Genomic DNA, 22822 nt, shown 5'->3' with positions numbered 1-22822 from the left:
CTCAGCCCCTGTCGGGCGCGCTCTTGCCGAGGTGGCGCATCACCTCTTTCAGATCGCTCCAGACCTCTCGCTTCGCGCCCGGCTGGCGCAGCAGGTAGGCCGGGTGGAACGTGGGCATGATCGGGATCGAGCCCTTGTAGAGCTTCCACGTGCCGCGGAGCTTCGTGATCCCCTCGCTCGTGCCGATCAGCCCCTGCACCGCGGTGGCGCCGAGCGCCACGATCACCTTCGGCTTGATCAGCGCAAGCTGAGCCGTGAGGTACGGGCTGCAGGCCGCCATCTCGGCCGGCTCCGGCTTCCGGTTCTTCGGCGGCCGGCACTTCACGATGTTGCAGATGTAGACCTCGTCGCGGTGGTACCCCATCGCCGCGATCATCTTGTCGAGCAGCTGCCCGGCCGCGCCGACGAACGGCTGCCCCTGCAGGTCCTCTTCCGCCCCTGGCCCCTCGCCGACGAACACCACCTCGGAGCTCGGGTCTCCGCGCGAGAACACCGTGTGGGTGCGGCCCTCGTGGAGCGGACACTTCTGGCAGGTGCGGACCTCCTCCGCGAGGAGCGCGAGGCGCGCCACGCGCTCCTCCTTCGTGTCCGGCAGCGCTGCGCTCGCGCGCGCAGCCGTCTCCGCGCGAGGCGCCGGTGCGGCGCTCACGGCAGGCCGGGGCGACGGCTCGGGACCCCGCTGCGCCTGCGCCGGCGACCACGCCCCCTGCGACTCGAGGCCGCCGCGCTGCTCAGGACGCGGGGAGGCGCCCGCGGCGCTCCCGCGCTGCTCCGGAGGCGGCAGAGGGGCGCCCGCGGCGCCACCGCGCTGCTCCGGAGGCGAGAAAGCCGCGCCGCTGCCCCCCCGCGCCATCGGCGGCGAGGGCGCATCCAGCCCGGAGAAGCCGCGCTCCGGCCGCCGAGGCGCCGGCGGAGCGCCTTCCGAAGACGCCGCACCCAGCGCCTCGTGGAGCGCTGCAGGGTGGCCCGGCATTCCGTCTGCGCCGGTCGTTGCGTGCCATTCCAGGAACGCCCGGACCGAGGCGGTCAGATCGGCGAGCTCTTCGCGCAGCGCTTCGACCATGGTCGTCCCCTCAGTGGCCGCCCTGCTGCGCGAGCCAGCGCTCCGCGTCGAGGGCGGCCATGCAGCCCGTGCCAGCGGCCGTGACGGCCTGGCGGTAGTTCCAGTCCTGCACGTCGCCCGCGGCGAAGACGCCCGGGATGTTGGTGCGCGTCGAGCCCGGCGCCGTCTTCAGGTAGCCGTTCGGGTGCGTGTCGAGCTGCCCGACGAAGAGATCGGTCATCGGCGTGTGGCCGATCGCGACGAACATCGCCGCCGCCGGCACGAGGTGGCTGTCGCCGGTCTTCGTGCTCTTCACGCGGACGCCCGTCACCATATCGGCCTTCACGTCGAGCACCTCCTCCACCACGTGGCTGTAGAGGATCTTGATCTTCGGGTTCTCGACCACGCGCTGGACCATCGCCTTCGACGCCCGGAACTCGTCGCGGCGGTGCACCAGCGTGACGCTGCTGCAGAGCCCGGACAGGTAGGTGGCCTCCTCCATCGCCGTGTCGCCGCCGCCGACGACCACGACGTCCTGGCCGCGGAAGAGCGCGCCGTCGCAGACCGCGCAGGCGCTGACGCCCTTGTTCTTGAGCTTGTCCTCGCTCTCGAGGCCGATGTAGTTGGCGCGCGCGCCCGTCGCGACCACCACCGCCTTCGTCAGGTAGAGCGTGTCCTCCACCCAGATCTTGAAGGGGTGGCCCGTCAGCTCGACCTTGGTCACGTCCGCCGTCACGATCTCCGTGCCCTGATGAGCGGCCTGGTCGCGAAAGCGCTGCATCAGCTCCTGGCCGGTGATCTTCTCGGGGAAGCCGGGGTAGTTCTCGACGTCGGTCGTGAACATGAGCTGGCCCCCCGGGATCAGGCCGCCGGCGCTGAAGCCCTCGATGAGGAGCGGCTTCAGGTTGGCGCGCGCCGCATAGATGGCGGCGGTGAGCCCGGCGGGGCCGGAGCCGATGATGACCAGGTTGCGGACGTTCGATTCACTCATGATGGAGGCATCTTATAGGCGCGACCGCCTTCCGCGTCGACCGCCCCGGCGGCCCGGCGCGCCTCCGCTGCGCCGCAGCTCCGCGCGTCCTGCGCTCCGGTCATCCACACCGGAGGCACACCGGAGGCACACCGGAGGCACGCCGGAGCCGCGCCCGAGCAGCCGCCCGCTCAGAAGCGCATGGTTCCGCTCAGACCGAACTCGTCCAGGCTGCTCTCGAAGCGGCCGCCGTTGACGCTCTGGATGCTGCGGTAGCCGCTCAGCGCAGCGCCGGATACGGCCTTGAGGCGCCCGTTCCCGCCGTTGTCCAGCGCACCGAACGACGTGTGCTGAAACGCGGCCGAAATGTCGACCGGGCCGACCCGCGCGGTCACGCCGGCCCCGACGCCGATCCGGTAGCCGAGGTGGAAGTCGAGGTTCAGATCGGCGTCGTCCTGCCCCTTGTTCTCGAAGAAGCCGCCGGCGCGCAGCGCGAGGAGGCTCGGGAGCACGACGTAATCGCCGCCGAGCCGGACCCCCAGGACGTCTCGCCAGCGGTGCGGGACGTCGGCGTTGGGAGGCACCGTGCCCACGCTCGTGCCGCGGACGGGGATGCCCTCGCGGAACCGGACCTCGATCGCGTCGACCGCGCTGTTGTTGGCCCAGGTGAAGTCGAGCTCCACATCGAAGACGTCATCCGCCATCGGGTCGCGGACGCGGGGCTCGGCGGCGGAGGCGCGGCGCGCGCTCGCCGCGCTCCGCGCGCCGGCGCGAGGCCTGTGGTACCGGAGGCCGAGCTTCGCCTCCATGGGGATCCGCATCGTGAGATCGCCGGCGTTCTGCTCCTCGGTGACGTTGCACTTCGGCGCCTCGCCCTTGCAGGGGTCCTCGTCCTTCGCCCCTGCCGGCGTCCAGTAGCGAGACTCGATGGTGAGATCGGTCTTCGCGCGCACGGCGTCCTGCCACTTGAACCATGCGCCCAGGTCGAGGTGAGCCGCCGCCGCCCAGCGCGCGCCGAGGACGAAGCCTGGGATGAAGAGGTCGGTCGCCTTCGCGCGCGTGCGCAGATCGCCGTGCGCCTTGAAGTCGTCGCCGCCTTCGCCCGAGAGGGCCTCGCTGAAATTGACGAAATCGATGGCCGCCGTGCCCCAGATGAAGCCGGCGCCGAGCGAGACCCCCTCCGCGGGGGTGAAGCCGACCGACAGCGTGGGCATCAACATCAGGGCGTCGAGCGACGTGAGCAGGTACCGCTGGGGCGACGGCTGCGTCATATCGCCGAAGCTCGGGTGCGTGTACCGGAGCGACTCCGGCCACGCCCGCTCGCCGACGCCGTGCGGGCCGAGCACCGCGACGCCGAGGGCGAGCGCGTCGCTCAAGCGCAGGGTCGCCGCGAGCTGCGGGTTCGGGAACAGGCCGCCCTCGGCGCACACCTCGGGGTCGGGGCCGCCGTCGCTGCCGGGCGCCGGGATCGCCGTCGTGGCGCTCGGCGGGACGGGGCGGCCGCCGGGGCCGAGCCTCGTGAAGCACTGGGCCAGCTGGATGAAGTGGACGCCGCCGTGGGCGCCGCTCCGCTGCGCGGCGAGCCCCGCCGGGTTGAAGTACGCGGCGAGCGGATCGTCCGCCCGCGCGACCCACGCCCCGCCGCGGCCGAGCTGGAGCACCCCGATGTCAGGCGAGTCGAGCCCCGACGACGCGCGCGCGGCGCCGGCGGCCACCATCGCAGCGAACGCGGCGCCCGCGGCGCCGGCAGATCCTCGTCTCATGACCCCCCGTCCCCGCCGCGCGGCGATCCCCGCCGCGCGGCCTCACTTCACCGGAGACGCCTTGAGCGCCGCCTTGCCGTCCTTCACGTAGACCGTGAAGCGAACACGCGAGCAGTTGTGGCGAGCCACGAGCGCGTCCTTGTTGCGCTGCAGGGTCCCCTTGAACTTCTCGAAGGTGAGCGCGTTCGTGGGCTCCCCGCACTGCTGCTTCACCGACAGGAACTCCTCGTAGACGGCGTTCCACTCGGTGAGCTCGTCCGGATCTCCCGCGCCGTCCTGCTGCGGCGCAGGCGCTGCCGGCGCGCTCGCCGCCTCGGGGATCGGGTTCGGCACGGCAGGCGCCCCCGGCGCCCTGGGCGGCGGCGGCGGCGGCGGGCGCCGCGGCGGCGGGCGCCCGGGAGCGCTCGCGGGCTCGAGGGCGGAGATCGCCATCCCAGCGTCCGAGACCTCCTCGATCGCCTCGACAGGCTCCACGGAGTCGCGGGCCGGCGGCGGGCCGCTGAGCGGGTGCGAGCCGGGCCGCCGCGTCGGGCCGCGCGGGCTCACCATGGGCTTCGGGTAGGACGGGCGCGAGTCGGGGCGCGGCTCGCCGGGGCCGAGCGGCACCGAGAACGCGCTCATCGCCGGCTGCGTCGGGATCGGGCCGAGCACCTGCTCGAGGTCGGCGGCCTTCCGGGGCGCGCCGCCCTTCGCGGCCACCTTCTCGACGCCGTCGTTGATGTCGGCCGCGATCTTCCGGTAGGCGCCGCGGAAGCGGCTCGGCGCCAGCACGTCGACCTCACCCTTGGCGAAGCGCGCCGCCTCGCCGCGGAAGACATGGAGCGGCCGCGTGTGCTCCAGGAACGAGAGCACCAGCCCGATCGCGGCCATGCCGAGGACGCCCGCCAGGATCAGCACCGTGGGCACCTCGCTCTTGTCGTCGTTGTTCGCCTTGTCGAGGAAGTTCAGCGGCGACTCGACCGACGCCGCGAGGCGGCCGACCGCGTAGCCGGCGCCGAGCTCCCACGCCTCGCCGGGCAGCCGCGCGTAGACGACGCCGAGGTGCTGGCCGATGACGCGGACCTCCGAGCGCCCCTTCTCGACGTAGTCCTTGTTGTCGTCGAGCAGCTTCAGATCCTGCGTGATCTGGTCGAGGTTCGCCTTGTCGAACCCCTCGGGCGCGCCCGAGGCGACGCGCGCCCCCTCGGCGTAGAAGCCGACGGCGGCGCCGGTGCGCTTCGTGACGGCGCGGGCGAAGGTGTCGTCGATGATCTTGGCGCCGATCACGGCGCCCACCGGCTCGCCGTTGACGTCCTGCTCGACGGGGCGCGCCACGACGCGGAGGATGCGGCCCTTCCAGACCCACGCGTCATCGCGGATCCAGCCGTGGAGGGCGTCGGCGACCAGCGGGTAGCCGCCGAGCTCCCAGTCCTCGCGGTGCTCGAAGTCCACCGACGCGATCACCCGCCCGGCCGCGTCGACGGCCCACACGTGATCGAACTTGAGCTCCGGGGGCACCTCCGCGGTCGCGGTGCGCAGCGCGGTGCGGGCCTTCTCGCGCAGCTCGGCGCCGGGCTTGGCCTCGGTCGACGACTTGGCCAGCGCGGTCCGCAGGGCCGGGTTCAGCGCGACCCGGATGAGCGCGCTCGAGCGCTTCCTGGCGTCGTCGTTGAGGAACCACTCGACCGCGCTGGAGTCGGCGCTGAGCGCCTCGCTCATCGCGCGGTGGCTCGAGCGGTTGTACAGCTGCGCGGCGACGAAGAGGACGAAGACCGCGGCGCCGAGCGCGAGCGCGAGCACCCCGTACCAGAAACGCGACAGCAGCATGGCCTACTTTCCAGCCTCCGCGCTCGGTCCGCCGGTCTCGCCCACGACGACCGCGTCTTTGATGAACTGCTCGTCCGGCCCGGGCTTCACGATCGCCTCGATGGCCTTCCCGACCGGCTCGCCGTTGAAGTAGCCCTGCAGCGTGTACGTGCCGGCCTCGATCTCCATGGCGAAGTTGCCCTGGCGATCCGGGTAGGCGATGGCCACCGCCTTCGGCTCGACGACGATCCACGACCGGACGCTCGGGGCGAGCTGGTCGCGGAGCTCGTATTTGCCGGGGCCTGGCGGCGTCCAGGCGCGGGTCTTGGCCGCGGCGATCTCGACCGGCTGGAGCCCCTTGTTGCCGACGTCGTAGATCTTGTGCGGGAACGGGTCCTGGTTCTCGAACTGGATCTGCTGGCCCTCGGCGACGACGACCGTCACCGGGGAGGTGCGGCCGCCCGCGATGACGATCGATCGCGGCGTCTTGAGCGGCGCGCCCTTCTCGCCGAGCGCGGCGATGCACAGCTCCTTCGGCGCGTAGCCGAAGAGCGCGCGGACATCGGCGCGGACGGTCGGGGACGGCTCGCGGAAGGTGTACCGGTTCGTCTTCGGGTCCTTGGCCTCGTTCCAGACCGGGTTCAGGAGCTTGGGCATGCCCGTGGTCCGGCCCTTGATCGTCACCGCTGCCAGGGCGGCGCCGGGCACGGTGAGGATCGCGAGCGTCAAGGCCAGGCGCCGGACGAAGCGCGAGCCGCCGGGGAGGCGGCGCGCGAGGTGGCCTGACGACCCAAACCGCGCTGCGCCGACGAGCGGGCGCTGCTCGCCGTGCTGCGCACCTGCAGATCGAGGGGATCTCGTATCCATCGCAGGCCCGAAGCTACCGGAAGGGGGATGAGAACGGAAACAAAAGCCGGGCCGTGCTCCGCGTGCCCCGCCTGAGCCGCCCCCCGGGCTCCCCGTTCCTTGTGCGGTGTGCTCGGCCTTGTTTCGAGCCGCGCTCCATGCCGCGAGCGCCGCGAGCGCCGCGCCCAGGCGGGGTACCCCCCGCCGTCAGGTGACGCCGCGCTGCGCCGGCCGCCGGGCGCATGTCGAGGACATCAAAAAACTGCGGGCCGCTTGGACGGCCCGCAGGAGAGAGATGTTCCGTACCGCCGAGGACGTGGGCCGAAGGACTTGAACCCCTAGCATAGCTGCTAGGTGGGAGCCTAAGTACCGCTTCAGGCTTCCCGGTGAATGGTTCCGGGCCTAGCTCACCACGGTATCGTTGTTGGCTCCCTGGTTCTTGCTTACTCGGGATTCAATCGTCCAGCGCCTCACGAAGTCGGCAGAGGGAACAACCATAGGATAGTTCACTGGGCGGCTCCGTCAACCGCTCTTCCGCACGTCCTCATGTTTTGCTCATGTTTTGATGGGCGCGCTCGTCGTCTGACGTTTGACGCTCTTGACTCTTGACGCTCGCCGTTCGCCACTCGTCGCGCGGCGCGCGCCGCACGTCGCTCGCGGTTCACGTCGCTCGCCTCGCCTCGCACGGGTCATGCATGAATCGCGCACGGATCTCGCTCGATTCGCCCGCGAGTCATTCACGGGTCAGGCATGAGAGCCTGATGGCGTACGGGTAGCCCCGAGCTGGCCGGCGCCTAGCAGGTCGGCGGGCCCGGGTGAGAGAACAGCGCGACGATGGCGGCATGGACGAGGCCGTTCGACGCCACGATGTTGCCTGTAGGGTAGTTCGGCGCACCGCCGTCGAGCGCGGTGATGACGCCGCCCGCGCCGCGCACGATCGCGCTTCCGGCGGCGACGTCCCACGCATACAACCGGCGCTCCCAGTACGCATCGTAGGTTCCGTCCGCGACCATGCAGAGATCGATGGCCGCGCTGCCGCAACGACGCACGGCCTGAGCGTTGCGCTTGACGGTCATGAAGGCGTCGAAGTTGTTGTCCGGCGCCCGGTCGCGGATCGGCGGGAAGCCGGTCGCCACCATCGCGCGCTGCAGCGACGCCGTGGCGCTGACCGTGCATCGCTCGCCGTTGCGGCGCGCCTCTCCGTCGATCGCCGCCGTGCTCACCGGCGCGCGAGCGGCGTCGCGCGGGCCTGGTTCGCGCGGCCGGAAGCCCGTCCAGCGAAGCCCGAGCGCGGGCGCGACGACGGCGCCGGCGACGGGCACGTCGTCATCCATCAGGCCGACGGACACGCACCAGAACGGGTGGCCGTGGACGAAGTTCGTCGTGCCATCGAGCGGATCGACGTACCAGACGAGCCCGCCGCGCGGCTCCTCGCGGCGCGCGGCGCTCTGCTCCTCGCCGACGACGGCGACGCCGGGCGTGAGCGCGTTGAGCCGCGCGACGAGCAGGTCCTCGCTCGCCCGGTCGAACTCGGTCACGAGGTCGTGCGGCCCCTTCTCCTCCACGTGCAGGCCGCGCGGCCCTGCCCGGAACCCGGCCAGGACGAGCGCCGCTGCCTCCTCGGCGACGCGCAGCGCGATCGCGGAGAGCTCGAGCAGCTCGGCTGATCCGCGCCCGCTCATCGCGCCCCCGCCGACAGCGCGCCGCGGAGCTTCTCGTAGATGCCGCCGAACGCCCCGTTGGAGAGGAGCGCGATCGTGTCGCCCTCCCGCGCGTCGCGCGCGATCGCTGCGACGATCGCGTCCACCGAGCCCGCCGCCTCCGCGCGCTTGCCCCCGCGCTCGAGGTCGTGCACCAGCCTGTCGAGATCGAGCCGCTCGCCGGCGGCGATGTCGGGGCGCCCGAGCGGCGCCAGCACGACGCGGTCGGCCGCGTCGAACGCGCGCGCGTAGGGCTCCTGGTGGAGGGCGCGGCACGCGGTCGCGCTGCGCGGCTCGAACACCGCCCACAGCGCGCCTCCCGGGTGCCTGGACCGGAGCGCGCGCAGCGTCTCGTCCACCGCGGTCGGGTGGTGCGCGAAGTCGTCGTAGACGCGGACCCCGCGCGCCTCGAAGAGGAGGTCCTGCCGGCGCCGGACGCCCGTGAAGCCGGCGAGCGCCGTGGTCGCGGTCGAGAGCGGCACGCCGAAGCCCTGCGCCGCGGCCGCGATCGCGGCGATGGCGTTGCGCACGTTGTGGTGCCCCGGCATCTGCAGGGCGAAGCGCCCGGCCAGGACGCCGCCGGCGTACAGATCGAACGACTGGCCGCTCTCGCCGGCCTCCGCGGGCGCGGCGAGCCAGTGCGGCGGCTGCCCGTGCGTGTCGTCGCCCTCGAGCGCGAACCACGCGACCTCTGCGCGCGCCGAGCGCGACACCACCTCGACGACCCGCGGATCGTGCGCCGCCGCCACGAGGAGCCCGGTCTCCGGGATCCGCTCGACGAACCCGCGGAACGCTGCCTCGTAGGACGCGGCGTCGGGGTAGATGTCGATGTGATCGTGCTCCATCGACGTGACGACCCCCACCTCGGGCTGGTAGTGCCAGAACTTCGGCGTCTTCTCGAAGAAGGCGGTGTCGTACTCGTCGCCTTCGACGACGAACGGCGTCCTGCGGCGACCCGCGCCCGCCTCGCCGAGGAGCGGCAGGCCGCGGCGGTCGCTCGCCGAGGAGGCGCTCCGGGGCAGGCGGAAGCTCGCCTCGAAGTTCTTCGGCAGGCCGCCGATGAGGAAGCCAGGGTCCCTGCCCGCCTCGTGGAGGATCCACGCGCACATCGAGCTCGTCGTCGTCTTGCCGTGCGTGCCGGCCACGACGAGCGGGGAGCGGCCGGCGAGCATGTGATCCGCGAGCGCGTGCGCCATCGTGGTCACCCGCATGCCTCCGTCGATCGCGGCGCGGGCCTCGGGGTTCGTCGGGCGGCAGACGTTGCCGATCACGACGAGATCGGGCCGGGGGTCGAGGTGCGCGGGATCGAACCCGGTCAGGAGGCGGATGCCCCACCGCTCGAGGGCCGGCCCCATGGGCGGGTAGAACGAGACGTCGGAGCCCGAGACGTCGTGCCCCGCGGCCTTGAAGAGCCCCGCCAGCGCACCCATGCCGGTGCCCGAGACGGCGACGAAGTGGACGTGCATCGCGGCGCAGTGTGCCCGAGCGCCCCGGGGGGGCAAGGGGGCATCCGCGCGAGAGCTCGCCAGACCGCGCCGGTCCCAGGGAGTCGCCGCGCGCCACGCCCGCGATGCCTGGAGTCGCGCGCGCAACCTCGTTGCGGGGAGACGGATACCGAAGACAGCGAGCTCCCCGTGACTCGACATCTCGCGCTCGGCGCGTTTACCGGCCCTTGCAGACTCCTTGTCTGGACGGCTCGACCGAAAAGGCGGCTCGACGGAAAAGGTGGTTCGACCGAAAAGGCGAGTGGGCCGCCGAAAGGGCGAGCGGGCCGCTGCGCTGCGGCTCGCGTCCAGCGTCAAGGCGGATCGACGAGCACGAGCGGCCTCAGCCGCTTCAGCGACCGCCGGCCCAGCCCCTTGACCCGGAGCAGGTCATCGACCTTCCGGAAGCGCTTGAGCTTGGCGCGGAGCGCCAGGATCGCGGCCGCCTTCGCTGGACCGACGCCCGGAAGGCGCATGAGGTCCGCCTCGGTCGCGAGGTTCAGCACGACCTTTCCGTCTGCGGTCACGCCAGCGGGAGCGCCCGCCCCGCCATCGCTGGGCGGCGGCGGCTCTACCGCCGCAGCCCCCGCATCGGCGGCCGGCTCGGAGGTGGCCTGGGGCGGGGGGCTTACCGCGGAGCCGAGCGGCGCTGGATCGCCGGCGACCATCGCCAGCCCTGCGGTCGGGTCTGCCGGGCGGCCCGGGTTGGCCGGGCGGGCCGGGAGCAGGCTCAGCGCATGCCCGGAGCCCACGAGCGCCAGCGCGAAGAACCCCGCAACGTAGGCCGCGACCTTGCCGCCCAGCGCGGTCCAGGCCGAGTCCCTCAGCGCTGCCAGCGCTCGCTCTCGCCACGGGCGACACACCTCGTCGTCCTGCACTGCATCTGCCGGCCCGGCGTGCGAGCCCGTCCCCTTCGATGTCGTTTGCATCGTTCCGCGTCTCCTTCCCATGCCAAGGACGTCGCCCTCCGCGCACAAGCGAGCGGCGTTCGTCTCCTCGGCGTGGTCGCCTGGCGAACGGCGTGCCGGCGCGCGCTTGCCTGGAAACCCGAGCAAATCCCTGGTGCCAGGCGCTCCGGGGCCTGGCGCCGCCATGGCGGAGGCGCGCGGCGCGGCCGGCGCGGCGCGGTCGACCTCGCCGGCGGGCGGCCGAGCGCCGTGTCTCGAGCGAGAAGCTCGGCTACCATCACCGCCCCGGGCGCCCCGCGACCGGCGGCATCCACCACCGCCGCAAGGCGCTCACCACGAGGTCTTATGCCCCACGATCCCCGTCGCTTCGTTGATCCCGGCCCCGCGGGGCGCTCGCGCCGAGGCTTCCTCGGCGGGCTCGTCGCCGGCGCCGCGGGCGCCGCGCTCCTCGGCTCGCGCGCGGCGTTCGCCGAGGAGCCCCTGAGCCTCGCGGCCACGCCGCCCCCCGGCTTCACACCGCTCTCCATTCCGGGGAAGATCGTGAAGGTCACGAAGTCGAACTCGATGCAGCCGAACGGCCTCTGGCCCGACGCGTCCGCGGCGAAGGTGATGCTCGAGCGGGCCATGGCCGAGCTCACCGGAAAGGCGGACCTCGGGGCCGCCTTCGCGCGGTTCGTCCACAAGGACGACCGCGTGGCGATCAAGACCAACGGGATCGCCGGCCAGAAGGGGGCGACCATGGCCACCAACAAGGAGCTCGTGCTCGAGATCGTGCGCGGGGTGATCGCGGCGGGCGTCCCCGCGGAGAACGTGGAGATCTTCGAGCAGTACCCGTCCTTCCTCGCCGGCACCCGCTGCGCCGACCGCAGCGCCAAGCCTGCTGCCGAGTTCCCGGCCGGGATCCGCGCCGCGGTTCACGAGAACAAGGACGCGGTGATGCCGAGCATCTCGGTCTGCGGCATCCCCACCAAGTTCGTGCGCCCGTTCACCGAGGCGACCGCGGTGATCAACGTCTCGTTGATCAAGGACCACTCGATCTGCGGCTATACCGGCTGCCTCAAGAACATCACCCATGGCACGACGATCAACCCGCACTCCTTCCATGAGCACACCGCGAGTCCGCAGATCGCGGAGCTCTACGGGCAGGACGTCGTGAAGAGCCGTGTCCGCCTGCACATCACGGACGGCTTCAAGCTCATCTACGACCAGGGCCCGCTCGACAAGAACCCGAAGCGGCGTGTCCTCCACGAGTCGGTCTACGCCACGACCGATCCGGTCGCGATGGACGTGATCGGCTGGGGCGTGATCGAGGCGTGGCGCAAGGAGAACGGGCTGCCCACGCTGAAAGAGGCGAGCCGTGAACCCTCGTACATCCGCATCGCGGGCGAGCTCGGTCTGGGCGTCTTCGACAAGAATAAAATCGCGATGCGCGAGGTCGGATTGTAGCGGCGCCGCGGGATCCGCCCGCGTGACCGCCGTCGATGAGGCCGCTCGCCGAGGCTCGTGTTGCTCATGTCCTGCTCCAGGTCGACTGCGCGCTCGTCCACACGCCGGAGGGCCGCGCCGGTGGTCCCGCTCGTCGCGTCCCTCGCGGTCGTCGCCTGCAGCAGCACCCCCCCGACGAGGCCGCCGGGGTTGCCTCCCACGCCGGCTTCGGTCACCCGCGAGAACCCGGGGGGCGACGCGGCAGACCCGGAGCGGGCCGCGCTAGAGCGGCTGCTGGCCGAGCCGTGGGGCAGGCGGCAGGACCGGTTCAACACGCTCGACGTACCGCTTGTCGACTGGAAGAGCTGGCGCAGGGTGCGGGTCTTGACCTACCCGACGCGCGCGACCTTCCGGTACGGCGACGAGCACTACGCCGCCCTGTCGGTCGTGTACACGACCACCTCGGGGCCGAGCGACCCGGACAGCTGCCTCGACGAGTTCTGGGCGAAGAACGCGCCGCTCGCCGACGGTTATGGCGTGCGGCTCGGGGAGGCGCAGATCATCCGCACGACGCAGGAGATCGACGGCGAGGTGCGGCCGCTCGTGTTCAAGGTCCTCGAGGGCAGCGTCGACTCGGTGCTCGTGAGCGACGAGTACGTCGGAGCGATCGCCGTCTACGAGTCGTGGCCGGGGACATGCCTCGTGGCCGCGATGGCCGTGAAGTCGACCCAGCACCCCGAGCTCGCGCGCCGGGTGCGCGACCGCTGGATCGACGAGGGCGCCCCGAAGCTCAAGTGGACGTCCGGTATCACCGAGGCGCCCACGACCAGCGCGCGGTAGCGGCGCCGACGCGCTGGCGATGGCCCGTGATGCGAGCGCCACGGCGGCGTCGCGGCGCCCCTCGAGATCAAGGTCCCGTGGGCGCCGGGCTCTCCGCGGCCTCGAGCGACCACGGCGCGCCCTGGGCCACGCTGTGGCCAACGACGCAGGCGGCCGCGATGAGCAGGCCGACGGCGACCATCCAGGGGACCCGCAGCGGCGGAAGGACGCGGCTGTCCAGCACGACCTCGCTCTGCCGGTCGCACGAGGCGGAGGCGGGCTCGACGGCCGCGTCCGTCGCCGTGGTGCTGCCGAGATCGTTCGCAGGCGTCGCCAGCATGGCGGCCATGGTCGTCTGATCATCCATCGTGCAGCGGAGCGGGGCCGCGACCGCGCCTATCGCGCTCCGCTTCACGATCGCGCTCCGCTCGGACGGCGGCGGGACGGGGATCGCTCGCAGCGACTCCGACGATGGCAGGGAGGCCGGCGCCTGCACGATCGCGGAGAACGCTTCCATCATCTCCTTGCCCGACTGGAACCGCGCCTCGGGCTCGAACTCGAACGTCCGGGCGAAGAACGCGTCGATCCCGGGCGGGAGCTCCGGCGCGAGCTCGGACGCCTTCGGGAACGACGTCTGGCAGATGTGCCTGACCAGCTCATTGATGTTGGCGCCCGCGAAAGGACACTGGCCGGTGATCGCGCGGTAAAGGATCACCGCCATCGACCAGAGATCGCTCCTGTAATCGACCTGCCTGGGCGCCATGGTCTGCTCGGGGCTCATGTACCTGGGCGTCCCGAGGACCATGCCCGTCTTCGTGATCCGATCGCGAGAGCAGGACGACTTCGCGACGCCGAAATCGAGGACCTTGACCAGATCGTCGCCGGCCGAAGACGTGATGAAGATGTTCCCCGGCTTCAGATCCCGGTGGATCACCCCCGCGGCGTGGATCGCGTCGAGGGCCTTGCCGAGCTGCGTGAACAAGGTCGTCGCCTGCGCGAGCGGGATCCGCTCCTCGCGTTCGAGGCGGCGATTCAGGTCCTCTCCCTCGAGGTACTCCATCACGATGAACGCGCAGCCGCGATCGACGCCGTAATCGTAGGTCTCGATGACGTAGGGGCTCCGGACACGCGCGGACGCGCGGGCCTCGCGCTCGAAGCGGGCGATGAGCTCGGGCTCCGTCGCCGCGAAGCTGCGGATGAACTTGATGACGACCCGCCGCCTGAGCTTGATATCGAAGCCCAGCCACAGATCACCCATCCCACCGCCTCCGAGCCTGCGCTCGAGACGGTACTTGTCCATCACGGCACGACCTTCAGCAGTCTCCTTCATGGCTCCGCACCTGCCACCCACTGCTCTAGCCTGGGACAAGTGATCACCCGATTCCTGTCGAAGGGCCCACCCCCGATACTACGCCTGATCAAACTATAGAGCAATCCGTCCGGACGGTGATCCGAAAACGTCCCGAAACAGAGCGCAGCTCACAAGGAATGAGCGTGCTGCGCCGAAACGCGCATGGCGCACGTGTGACTCGATGTGACTTGAGGTGAATCGATGTCTGCCGAGGTGCGGCAGCCTGCGATTACAGGATATCGAAGGGGTAGGCGCGATCCGCATACGCTCGCACCGCGATGGCCTTGCGCAGCTCGTCGTCGTTCTTCTGGAAGTCGGCGACGTGCTGCCGCAGCCGCTTCTGCGCCATGCCGGTGAACACGGTCGTGAGATCGATCTCCCGCCGCGCGCCGTCCTCCCCGCGCCGCTCGATGGCCCGGGTCGTGCGCGAGATGCACGCGGCCATGCAGTAGAGATCGATGGCCATCTCCGCGATGCGGCGCTGCGCATACTGCATCTCCGCGATCTCCCGCCCGTGCTTCCGGAGCATGTCCTCGCTGTGGGTGGCGAGCTCGGCGGTGCAGTCCTCGAAGATCACCGCCTCCCGGCTGAGCAGCGGGTGCGCCTTCGACATCCGCTCGCGCCCGAGCACCGACCGCGCCTTGCGGAGCGCGAAATCGCTGAGCAGCCCGAAGCCCTTGATGGGCTCTCGCATCGCCTTCGCGACGTCCGCGAGCGCCTTGCCCGGGCCGCTCATCCCGGAGAGCGCCATGAAACAGCGCAGGATCTCGTTCGTCCCCTCGAAGATCATGTTGATCCGAGCGTCGCGCAGGTGGCGCTCGTAGGGGTACTCCTCCATGTAGCCGATGCCGGCCGCGATCTGGAGCGTCTCGTTGACCACGAACCAGAGGGTCTCGCTCCCCATGACCTTGCAGATCGCGCTCTCGATCGAGAAGTCGGGGACCTTGGCGTCGACGAGGCTCGCCGTCAGGTACGTGATGGACTCGAGCGCATACGTGTGCGCCAGCATCGTCGCGATCTTGTCCTTGATGAGCCCGAAGTCGCCGATGCTCCGGCCGAACGCGCGCCGCTCCTGGACCCGGTCGAGCGCCATCCGGATCAGCGTGTTGCACCCGCCGACGCACCCCGCCGAGAGCCCGAGGCGCCCGTTGTTGAGCACCTCGACGGCGACCTTGAAGCCCTTGCCGACCTCGCCCAGCACGTTCTCGCGCGGCACCCTCACGTCGTCGAAGAAGAGCTCCGTCGTCGACGAGCCGCGGATCCCGAGCTTCTGCTCGTTCGGCCCGCTCTTCACGCCCATGCTCCGCTCCACGATGAAGGCGGTGAGCTTCGGCTTGTTCCCCTCCTCGAGCGCCGAGGTCCGGGCGAACACCGTGAAGACGTCGGCGAAGCCTCCGTTCGTGATCCAGATCTTCGACCCGTTCAGCGTGTAGTACGAGCCGTCGGCCGATATCTCGGCGCGCGTCCTGATCGCCGCGGCGTCGGAGCCGGCGCCCGGCTCCGTCAGGGCGAAGGCCGCCATCCACTCGCCGGTCGCGAGCTTCGGGAGATACCGCTGCTTCTGCTCCTCCGTCCCGAAGAGCTGGATCGCCTTGAAGCCGATCGACTGGTGCGCGCCGAGGGTGACGGCGATCGACGCGTCGAGCCCGCCGATCTCCTGCATCACGCGCGCATACGCCATGTTGCTGAGGTTGACGCCGCCGTGCTCGGCCGGGATCTGCAGGCCCATCAGGCCGAGCCTCTTCATCTCGGCCAGGAGGCCCGGATCGATGGCGTGCTCCCGGTCGATCCGGCCGCTGTCGACGCTCGACGCGAAGAACCTCCGCACGCTGTCGAGCATCATCGACGTCGTCTCCCGGTCCTCGGCCGGCATCTCGGGATACGGGAAGATGATGTCCTCGGCGATGATGCCGTGGAAGAGGGCCTTCATGAAGCTCTGCTCGATCATGGGAGGCATCGGACCGTCCTTTCCTGGAGCAGGCCGCTCGGCCTCCGCGGGAGCGCGCGGCGCGCCCGGCCTGCTCAGTGCGTCTTCCTCGGCGTCCGCACGGACTCCGCCGGGCTCTCGTCCTTCACGGGCCCTCCGGCCTCGTCGACGACGACGGGCGCGACAGCGCCCCGTGTGCTCGAGGAGGGCGGCGGGACGGCGCCCCGTGTGCTCGAGGGGGGCGGCGGGACGGCGCCCCGCGCGCTCGAAGAGGGCGACGGGGCGGCGCCCCGTGCGCTCGAAGAGGGCGGCGGGGCAGCGCTCCCGTCCCGACCCGGCGCGCTGGACGCCGGGACGGGCGTGGGCGTGGCGGGGCGCGTGGGGTGCGGCGTGACCGTCGGCGGCGCAGGCGTGTGCCCGGCGCGATCGCTCTCGCGCTGCCACGGGTACTTGATGCGCCCGTGGTACATGTTGACAAGCGTCGACGCCATCCGGCTCGTCATGATGCGCAGGTCCTCGATCGTCAGCCCGGATTGATCGAGCTGGCCAGACGCGAGCTTCGAGAACATCACCCGCTGGATCATCTCCTCGAACTTCTTGTGCTCGGGCGGCCAGATGGTCCGCGACGCCGCCTCGATGGAGTCGACGAGCATCAGGATGGCCGTCTCCTTCGTCTGCGGCTTCATGCCGGGATAGCGGAAGTGCTCCTGCGTCAGATCCTTCGGGTTCCCGTGCTCGACGCACTTGTGCCAGAAATACTCGACGACCTGCGTGCCGTGGTGGGTGTACGCGAACTCGACCACCGGCTCGGGGATGTTGCCCTCGCGCAGGATCTTCGTGCCCATCACGACGTGCGCCATGATCGCGTCGGCGCTCACCTCCGGCTCGAGCTCCTCGTGCGGCGATCGCTCGCCGTGCGGGAGGTTCTCGATGAAGTACTTGGGCTGCACGGTCTTGCCGAGGTCGTGGTAGTAGGCGCCCACGCGCGTCAGCAGCGCGTCGGCGCCGATCGCCGCGGCCGAGGCCTCGGCGAGGTTCGCCATCGCGCGCGCGTGCTCCCAGCTGCCCGGCGCCTCCGCCGCCATCTTCTTGAGCAGCGGCTGCTCCAGGTCGGTGAGGTCGAGCAGCTTGTCGCGGGGCACGTGCCCCATCGCCCGCTCGGCCGGCTCCCTCAGGCTCCGACCGAGCACGCCGACGAGCAGGCCCCCGCCGACGCAGGCCAGGACGTTGGAGCCGAGCCAGCGCTTCAGATCGGCGCCGAGATCGAAGCTCCCCTCGAACAGCACGGTCAGCGCGATGAACCCGATCGCGCCGGCGATGCCCGCCAGGCTGCCCGCGACGAGCAGCTGCCGCGAGCCCTTGCGCTTGAAGAAGAACATCGTCGCGGCGATGCCGCGCACGAGCAGCACCGACAGGAGCACCACGTCGAACCGGAGCAGCGACGACGCGATGAACGCCACCCCGACCTCGACGAGGAACGCGGTCCGCCGATCGAACGCGATCGCGACCCAGAGCGGGAGCGCCGCGACCGGCATCCAGAACTCGGGCAGCGCCGTGAAGAGCAGGAGGAGCTTCGCGACGATGAGCGAGCCCGTCATCAGGACGAACATGCCCACCTGCGTGCGGAGCAGCCGCACCCGGTTCTGCCCGAAGCGACGCAGGTAGACCGTCAGCATCAGGCAGACGATGAGGTAGATGGCGTACATGCTCGCGAGGCGCGCGCCGAGCCCGGGCCGCCTCATCCGCCGCACCGTCTCGTACGCCATCGCGGCGTTGTGATCCTCGTTGTGCTCCGAGAGGACCGTGCCGCGCGGCACGATCACGCGCCTGTGCTCGTAAGAGAGCGTGAAGCTCCCGTCGTGCGTGTCGCGCACGATCCGTGGACCGTACGGGACGCGCAGCGTCACGGGCGCAGGCTTGCCCATCTCGGGGCTGAGCGCAGGGATGAAGAGCTCGCCGACGCCGAGCACGGCGAAGCACGCCGCGAAGAGGGCGCTCAAGACGAAGCCGGCGAGGGGACCTGCCCGGATACGCGTGCGCAGCATGGAACCGCTCGGTATCGTCCGCTGGTGCAGCCTGAGAAACGGTTGACGGGGCACGCTCGCGCGTCTCCCCGCCTCCACCGGACGACCGCGAGGGGCCGCCGATGTCAATGTGTAGGCGGGACCCTAGCAAAGAAGCAAGGCCGAGTCAGCGGCGCGCGGAGCGCGGGCCCCCGGGCACGCCGCCCCCTTGCTTGATTGCCTCGGTTCTCTGCGTTCCGTCCGTTCCCTCGGTTCCCTTTCTTCCCCATGATCCGCTCCGAGTCCCCGCCCGAGGGCGGGGCGGCCGCCGGGAAGCCGGCGCCCGAAGCGAATGTGGACGCCGGTGCGCCGTCCAACGCCGGCGCGCGCCCGTCGGCCCACCCAACATTGGCGGGAGCGCAAGGCGCCGGACCACCCTCGCGATGTTCCAATTGCTCCTGGAAAACATCGATTCGAGCAGACAATTGCCGTTCGGCGCAAAAGTTGCTACCCACAGGAAATGTCCCCGCTGCGCATGCTGCTCGAACGCCGCAGGAGCGTGGTGATCATGGGGGTCCTGAACCGCACGCCGGACTCGTTCTCCGATGGCGGTCGCTTTGCGGATGAAGATACGGCTCTCGCGCAGATCGATGCGATGCTCTCCGAGGGGGCAGACATGATCGACATCGGCGCGGAGTCGACGCGGCCGGGCGCGCGGCCCGTGCCGGATGACGAGCAGATCGCGCGCATCGGCGGGAGCGTGCGCGACGCGGTGAGGAGGGGAGCGGTGGTCTCCATCGACACGACCTCCCCCGCCGTGGCGGCGCGCGCGCTCGACGACGGCGCGGCCGTGGTCAACTCGATCTCGCTCGACAGCGCGGCGGAGCTCGGCGCGCTCTGCGCTCGGCGCGGGGCGTCGCTCGTGCTCATGCACAGCCGCGGACCGATGTCGGCGATGGCCGGCTTCTCCGCGTACCCCGACGACGCCTACGGCGACGTCGTGGCCGACGTGGCCCGCGAGTGGTCGAGCGCCGCCGCGCGGGCGCTCGAGGCGGGCCTGCCGGAGGGCGAGCTCGTCCTCGATCCGGGCCTCGGCTTCGCCAAGAACGCGCGGCAGTCGCTCGAGCTGTGCGCCAGGCTGCGCGAGCTCTGCGCCCTCGGCTTTCCCGTGCTCGTCGGGCCGAGCCGCAAGTCGTTCCTGGCGCGCGCCGCGGCCTCGGAGGCCGCGGGGCGAGGCGACGGCGGGGAAGCGCCGCTCGCGCCGCCCCCCGACCGCCTCGGCGGCACCGTCGCCGCCGCGCTCGCGTGCGTCGCGCGCGGCGCCGCGGCGGTCCGTGTCCACGACGTCCTCCCCGTGCGCCAGGCCCTCGACGTGATGCGCGCGATCGAGCGCGCGGGCGCCGGCGACCGTCGGCGCGCGGATGGCCCCGTCGCCCAGGGGGCGCGCGGCGATGGTTGAAGGGTTCCTCCGCCTCTTCTCGGTGAGGCCGGCGACGCAGGTCATCCGGGACTTCTTCGACATCTTCATCGTCGCCTACGTCGTCTATCGCGCGCTCCTCGTGCTGCGCGGGACCCGCGCGATGCAGATGGGCCTCGGGCTCGGCATCGTCTTCCTCATCTATCTCGGGGCGAAGATCTTCGGCCTGACCACGCTCCTCAACCTCCTCTCCTGGCTCCTCTCCTCGATCATCCTCATCGTGGTCGTCGTCTTCCAGAACGACATCCGCCGCGCCCTCATCCGCGTGGGCGGCAGCAACTGGTTCACGAGCGGCCGCGAGCAGCAGTCGCGCGTCATCGACGAGGTGGTCGCCGCCGCGACCGAGCTCGCCCGCCACCGCATGGGCGCGATCATCGCCTTCGAGCAGGACGCCAACGTGCTGGAGTTCGTGAAGAGCGAGGGGATCCACATCGACTCGGTCGTCACCCGAGAGCTGCTCGTCTCGCTGTTCGTCCCCGAGTCGGTGAACAAGCTGCACGACGGCGCGGTGCTGATCCGCGATCTCAAGATCGCGCGCGCCGGCGTCTTCTTCCCGATGCCGGAGACCAAGATCCTCGACGCCAGCCTCGGCTCCCGCCACCGCGCCGCGCTCGGGATCACCGAGGAGACCGACGCGGTCGTCGTCGTCGTCAGCGAGGAGCGCGGCACGATCAGCTTCTGCTTCAGCGGCAACATCGTCTCGAACCTCGACGGCCAGTCGCTGCGGCACGCGCTGCTCGGGCTCTTCGGCCGCTCGTCGCGCAGGCGGCGCTTCGCCAAGAAGGTCGCCCAGGTCGGCCGCGCGAGCCTCCCTACGCCGGCGGCGGCGCGCGGCCCCGCCGTGGGCACGACGCAAGGCGCCGGGCAGGCGCACGAGCCTGGCAAGCCCGCCGCCGCGAAGCCTGCGCCGATCGAGGCCAAGCCTGCAGCAGCGCCGGTCTCGAAGACGTCCTCGATGATCAGGGCGGCCGTGGACCCCGACGCGCGGCCGATGGCGCGGATGTCGACGTCCACGCCGATGCGCTCGGGCGCCGAGGCGCGCGCCGCGATGGGATCCAGCGCCGACCTGCGCGCCGCGGCCGAGGCGCGGGGCTCGGGGGGGCCGGCCACGCCGCAGGACGCGGATCACCCGTCCGAGCGCGGCCGGCCGGCCATGGTCGACGTCCCCGCGGCGGCCGCGACCGACTCTCCCGTCCCGTCACAGCGCACCTTCGTCCCGACCGGGCAGGTGGCGGCGACCGCCGCATCCAAGGGGAGCGCGGAGGGGATGCCCCCGCGAGATGAGCCATGACGCTTGCCGGCATCCGCGAGGCGCTCCGCTCGGCGCTGCTCGACAACCTCGGCCTCAAGCTGCTCTCGATCACCTTCGCGCTGTGCCTCTACGCCTTCATCCACGGCGCGGAGAACGCGCAGCGCACGCTGATGCTCAGCGTCGTCTCGATCCTCCCGCCCGAGTCGAGCAACCGGCAGCTCATGACCCAGATCCCGAACGAGGTGGCGGTCACGGTGCGGGGCTCCCGGACGCAGCTCGACGATCTGCGCGCCGAGAGCCTCGGGACGCTGCGGCTCGATCTCCGCAACGGCACGGTGACGCACATCGATCTCGACGCCTCGATGTTCCACGTGCCGGCCGGGCTGGTGGTCGAGCAGATGTACCCGTCGACGATCGAGCTCGGCTGGGACGACGTCGTGACCCGGGCCATCCCGGTGCACGTGCCCCGCACCGGGGACGCCGCGCAGGGGTTCCTCGTGAAGGGGATGGTCTCGGTCGAGCCGCCGATGGTCAGCGCCCGCGGCCCGCGCTCGGTCGTCGACGTGATGCAGCTCGCGCGCACCGCGCCGTTCGACATCAGCGGCCTCACGGAGGGCACCTACCAGCGGCAGCTCGCGCTCGATCGGCCGCCGAAGCTCGTGACGTACAGCTTCGAGAGCGTGATGGCGACGCTGGAGATCGGGCGCGAGCTCGCCACGCGGACGTTCGAGCGCAAGGTCGAGGTGATCGGCATCCCGCGCGCGACGGTCGCGCCGGCCGTCGTGCAGGTGCGGATCACGGGGACGCCGGAGGACGTGGGCGCCGTCAACGCCGACGCCATTGTGGCGCGCGTGGAGCCCAAGGCGGCGAACCTCGATCTGAGCCAGCCGGGCAGCGACTTCCTCGACGTGCTCGTCGACGTTCCGCGCGTCACCGCGGAGGTCAACCCGTCGAAGGTCATGGTGAAGTGGTGAGCGCGGCGCGCTGACGCTCCGCCGCCGCGGACGTCAGCGCGAGGGGACCACGAGCTCGCCCCGCGCGATCCGCGCGGACAGCGCGCTCACCCGCGCCTTCGTCGCGCCCGGGATCCCCGCCGCGTGCGGGCCTTCGCTCACGTAGCCGACGCCGCCCTCGGCCAGGCCGAACGACGAGAGGCCGCCCTCGAAGCGACCCTCCACGAGCGCGCGGATCACCTCGAAGACCGCCACGTCGGCGCGCTTGATCATGCTGGTGAGCACCGTCCCTGGCATCTCGTCGTGCTGGTCCCTGTCGACGCCGATCGCCTTGACGCCCATGTCGCGCGCCGCCTCGAGCACGCCGTGACCCGTCGCTCCGGAGACGTGGAAGAGGACATCGGCGCCCGCCGCGGCCTGGCTCACGGCGAGCGCCTTGCCCTTCACCGGATCGCGGAACGCGTCGGGCGTGGTCCCGGCGTAGGCGACGCTGACGTCGCACGCGGGGCAGACCTCTCGCACGCCCGCGCGGTAGCCCGCCTCGAACTTGCGGATGAGCGGCATGTCCATGCCGCCGATGAAGCCGACGCGGCCCGTCGCCGTCGTGAGCCCGGCGACGGCGCCGACCAGAAAGGTCCCCTCTTCTTCGCGAAAGGTGATGCCTGCGAGGTTCTCCGGCAGCGCGCCGGACGGCGGCGGCGCGTAGTCGAGGCACGCGAAGCGGGTGGCCGGGAACCCGCGCGCGACGACCTCGACGTCGGTCGAGAAGATGAAGCCGACGCCGATCACGAGGTCGAACCCGCGCGCCGCGAACAGCCGCATCGCCGCTTCGCGATCCTCCGCGCCGCTCGGCTCGAGCACCTCGGTGGTCACGCCGAGCTCGCGCGCGGCGCGGGCGAGCCCGAGATCCGCGGCGTCGTTGAAGCTCTTGTCCCCGCGCCCGCCGACGTCGAAGACGAGGCCCACGCGGACCGCCGCGCGCTCGCCCTCGCCGCGGGGCGCCTCGCCGCGCGCGGGCAGGAACAGCGACAGGGCGGCGAGCGCCGCGACGACGGCGGTGGCACGGCGGAGGGGCAGCGCGGCGGGCATGGATCGAGCGGGCGACAGCGGCGCGCCG

17 protein-coding genes and 1 other RNA gene are annotated in these 22822 nt (G+C 71.5%); 5 read left to right on the top strand and 13 right to left on the bottom strand.

Annotated features, from left to right (window positions below):
- Position 1: 1 nt before the first annotated feature.
- The 9 genes from WMF29_RS40785 to WMF29_RS40745 form a co-directional block, all read right to left on the bottom strand.
- Positions 2-1063 (bottom strand): uracil-DNA glycosylase family protein, encoded by a 1062-nt coding sequence (locus WMF29_RS40785; RefSeq protein ID WP_437325481.1) that lies wholly within the window; start codon positions 1061-1063, stop codon positions 2-4.
- Between the two features lie 10 nt (positions 1064-1073).
- The gene (gene trxB, locus WMF29_RS40780) at positions 1074-2033 is read right to left on the bottom strand and encodes a thioredoxin-disulfide reductase (protein WP_437325480.1); all 960 of its coding nucleotides are present in this window, start codon (positions 2031-2033) and stop codon (positions 1074-1076) included.
- 170 nt (positions 2034-2203) lie between these two features.
- A complete protein-coding gene (locus WMF29_RS40775) occupies positions 2204-3775 on the bottom strand; it encodes an OmpP1/FadL family transporter (RefSeq protein WP_437325479.1) in 1572 nt (523 codons plus the stop codon).
- Between the two features lie 42 nt (positions 3776-3817).
- Positions 3818-5581 (bottom strand): MXAN_5187 family protein, encoded by a 1764-nt coding sequence (locus WMF29_RS40770; RefSeq protein ID WP_437325478.1) that lies wholly within the window; start codon positions 5579-5581, stop codon positions 3818-3820.
- A 3-nt stretch (positions 5582-5584) separates the two neighbouring features.
- Complete coding sequence (locus WMF29_RS40765) at positions 5585-6427, bottom strand: hypothetical protein (protein ID WP_437325477.1); 843 nt, start codon at positions 6425-6427, stop codon at positions 5585-5587.
- Between the two features lie 277 nt (positions 6428-6704).
- Positions 6705-6897: non-coding RNA, 6S RNA (ssrS, locus tag WMF29_RS40760), on the bottom strand.
- Positions 6898-7200: 303 nt separating this feature from the next.
- The gene (locus WMF29_RS40755; protein WP_437325476.1) at positions 7201-8088 is read right to left on the bottom strand and encodes an inositol monophosphatase family protein; all 888 of its coding nucleotides are present in this window, start codon (positions 8086-8088) and stop codon (positions 7201-7203) included.
- On the bottom strand, positions 8085-9572 hold the full coding sequence (locus WMF29_RS40750; protein WP_437325475.1) for a UDP-N-acetylmuramate--L-alanine ligase: 1488 nt from the start codon (positions 9570-9572) through the stop codon (positions 8085-8087). Before WMF29_RS40750 ends, WMF29_RS40755 begins: the two co-directional genes overlap by 4 nt.
- 332 nt (positions 9573-9904) lie before the next feature.
- On the bottom strand, positions 9905-10519 hold the full coding sequence (locus WMF29_RS40745) for a ComEA family DNA-binding protein (protein WP_437325474.1): 615 nt from the start codon (positions 10517-10519) through the stop codon (positions 9905-9907).
- Positions 10520-10843: 324 nt separating this feature from the next.
- On the opposite strand from WMF29_RS40745, the gene WMF29_RS40740 reads away from it, so the two are divergent.
- Positions 10844-11944 carry a DUF362 domain-containing protein gene (locus tag WMF29_RS40740; RefSeq protein WP_437325473.1) on the top strand — a complete coding sequence of 367 codons (1101 nt, stop codon included), beginning with the start codon at positions 10844-10846 and terminating at the stop codon, positions 11942-11944.
- A 120-nt stretch (positions 11945-12064) separates the two neighbouring features.
- Entirely contained in the window at positions 12065-12763 is a 699-nt protein-coding gene (locus WMF29_RS40735) for a hypothetical protein (protein ID WP_437325472.1), read from the top strand.
- Between the two features lie 67 nt (positions 12764-12830).
- Here the strand turns inward: WMF29_RS40735 and WMF29_RS40730 are convergent, their stop codons facing one another.
- The 3 genes from WMF29_RS40730 to WMF29_RS40720 all read right to left on the bottom strand — a co-directional run bounded on the left by WMF29_RS40730 (position 12831) and on the right by WMF29_RS40720 (position 18065).
- Positions 12831-14042, bottom strand: coding sequence for a serine/threonine-protein kinase (locus WMF29_RS40730; protein ID WP_437325471.1), 1212 nt, complete (start codon positions 14040-14042; stop codon positions 12831-12833).
- Positions 14043-14322: 280 nt separating this feature from the next.
- On the bottom strand, positions 14323-16050 hold the full coding sequence (locus WMF29_RS40725; RefSeq protein WP_437325470.1) for an acyl-CoA dehydrogenase family protein: 1728 nt from the start codon (positions 16048-16050) through the stop codon (positions 14323-14325).
- A gap of 65 nt (positions 16051-16115) precedes the next feature.
- The gene (locus tag WMF29_RS40720; RefSeq protein WP_437325469.1) at positions 16116-18065 is read right to left on the bottom strand and encodes an HDIG domain-containing metalloprotein; all 1950 of its coding nucleotides are present in this window, start codon (positions 18063-18065) and stop codon (positions 16116-16118) included.
- A 478-nt stretch (positions 18066-18543) separates the two neighbouring features.
- Between WMF29_RS40720 and folP the strand changes: the two genes are divergently transcribed.
- The 3 genes from folP to WMF29_RS40705 are packed head-to-tail and all read left to right on the top strand — an operon-like array spanning position 18544 to position 21726.
- Positions 18544-19482, top strand: coding sequence for a dihydropteroate synthase (gene folP, locus WMF29_RS40715; RefSeq protein WP_437325468.1), 939 nt, complete (start codon positions 18544-18546; stop codon positions 19480-19482).
- Entirely contained in the window at positions 19475-20791 is a 1317-nt protein-coding gene (gene cdaA / locus WMF29_RS40710; RefSeq protein ID WP_437325467.1) for a diadenylate cyclase CdaA, read from the top strand. The genes folP and cdaA overlap by 8 nt, the downstream gene beginning before the upstream one ends.
- Positions 20788-21726: a CdaR family protein gene (locus WMF29_RS40705; protein WP_437325466.1), complete on the top strand. Its 939-nt coding sequence runs from the start codon at positions 20788-20790 to the stop codon at positions 21724-21726. The genes cdaA and WMF29_RS40705 overlap by 4 nt, the downstream gene beginning before the upstream one ends.
- A gap of 33 nt (positions 21727-21759) precedes the next feature.
- Here WMF29_RS40705 and WMF29_RS40700 read toward each other — a convergent pair whose 3' ends face one another.
- Complete coding sequence (locus WMF29_RS40700; RefSeq protein WP_437325465.1) at positions 21760-22794, bottom strand: BMP family lipoprotein; 1035 nt, start codon at positions 22792-22794, stop codon at positions 21760-21762.
- Positions 22795-22822 lie beyond the last annotated feature (28 nt).

It is taken from the genome of Sorangium sp. So ce381, from assembly GCF_051473845.1.
GTDB classification, from domain to species: domain Bacteria; phylum Myxococcota_A; class Polyangia; order Polyangiales; family Polyangiaceae; genus Sorangium; species Sorangium atrum.
This window is presented reverse-complemented; position numbering and strand designations above follow the sequence as displayed.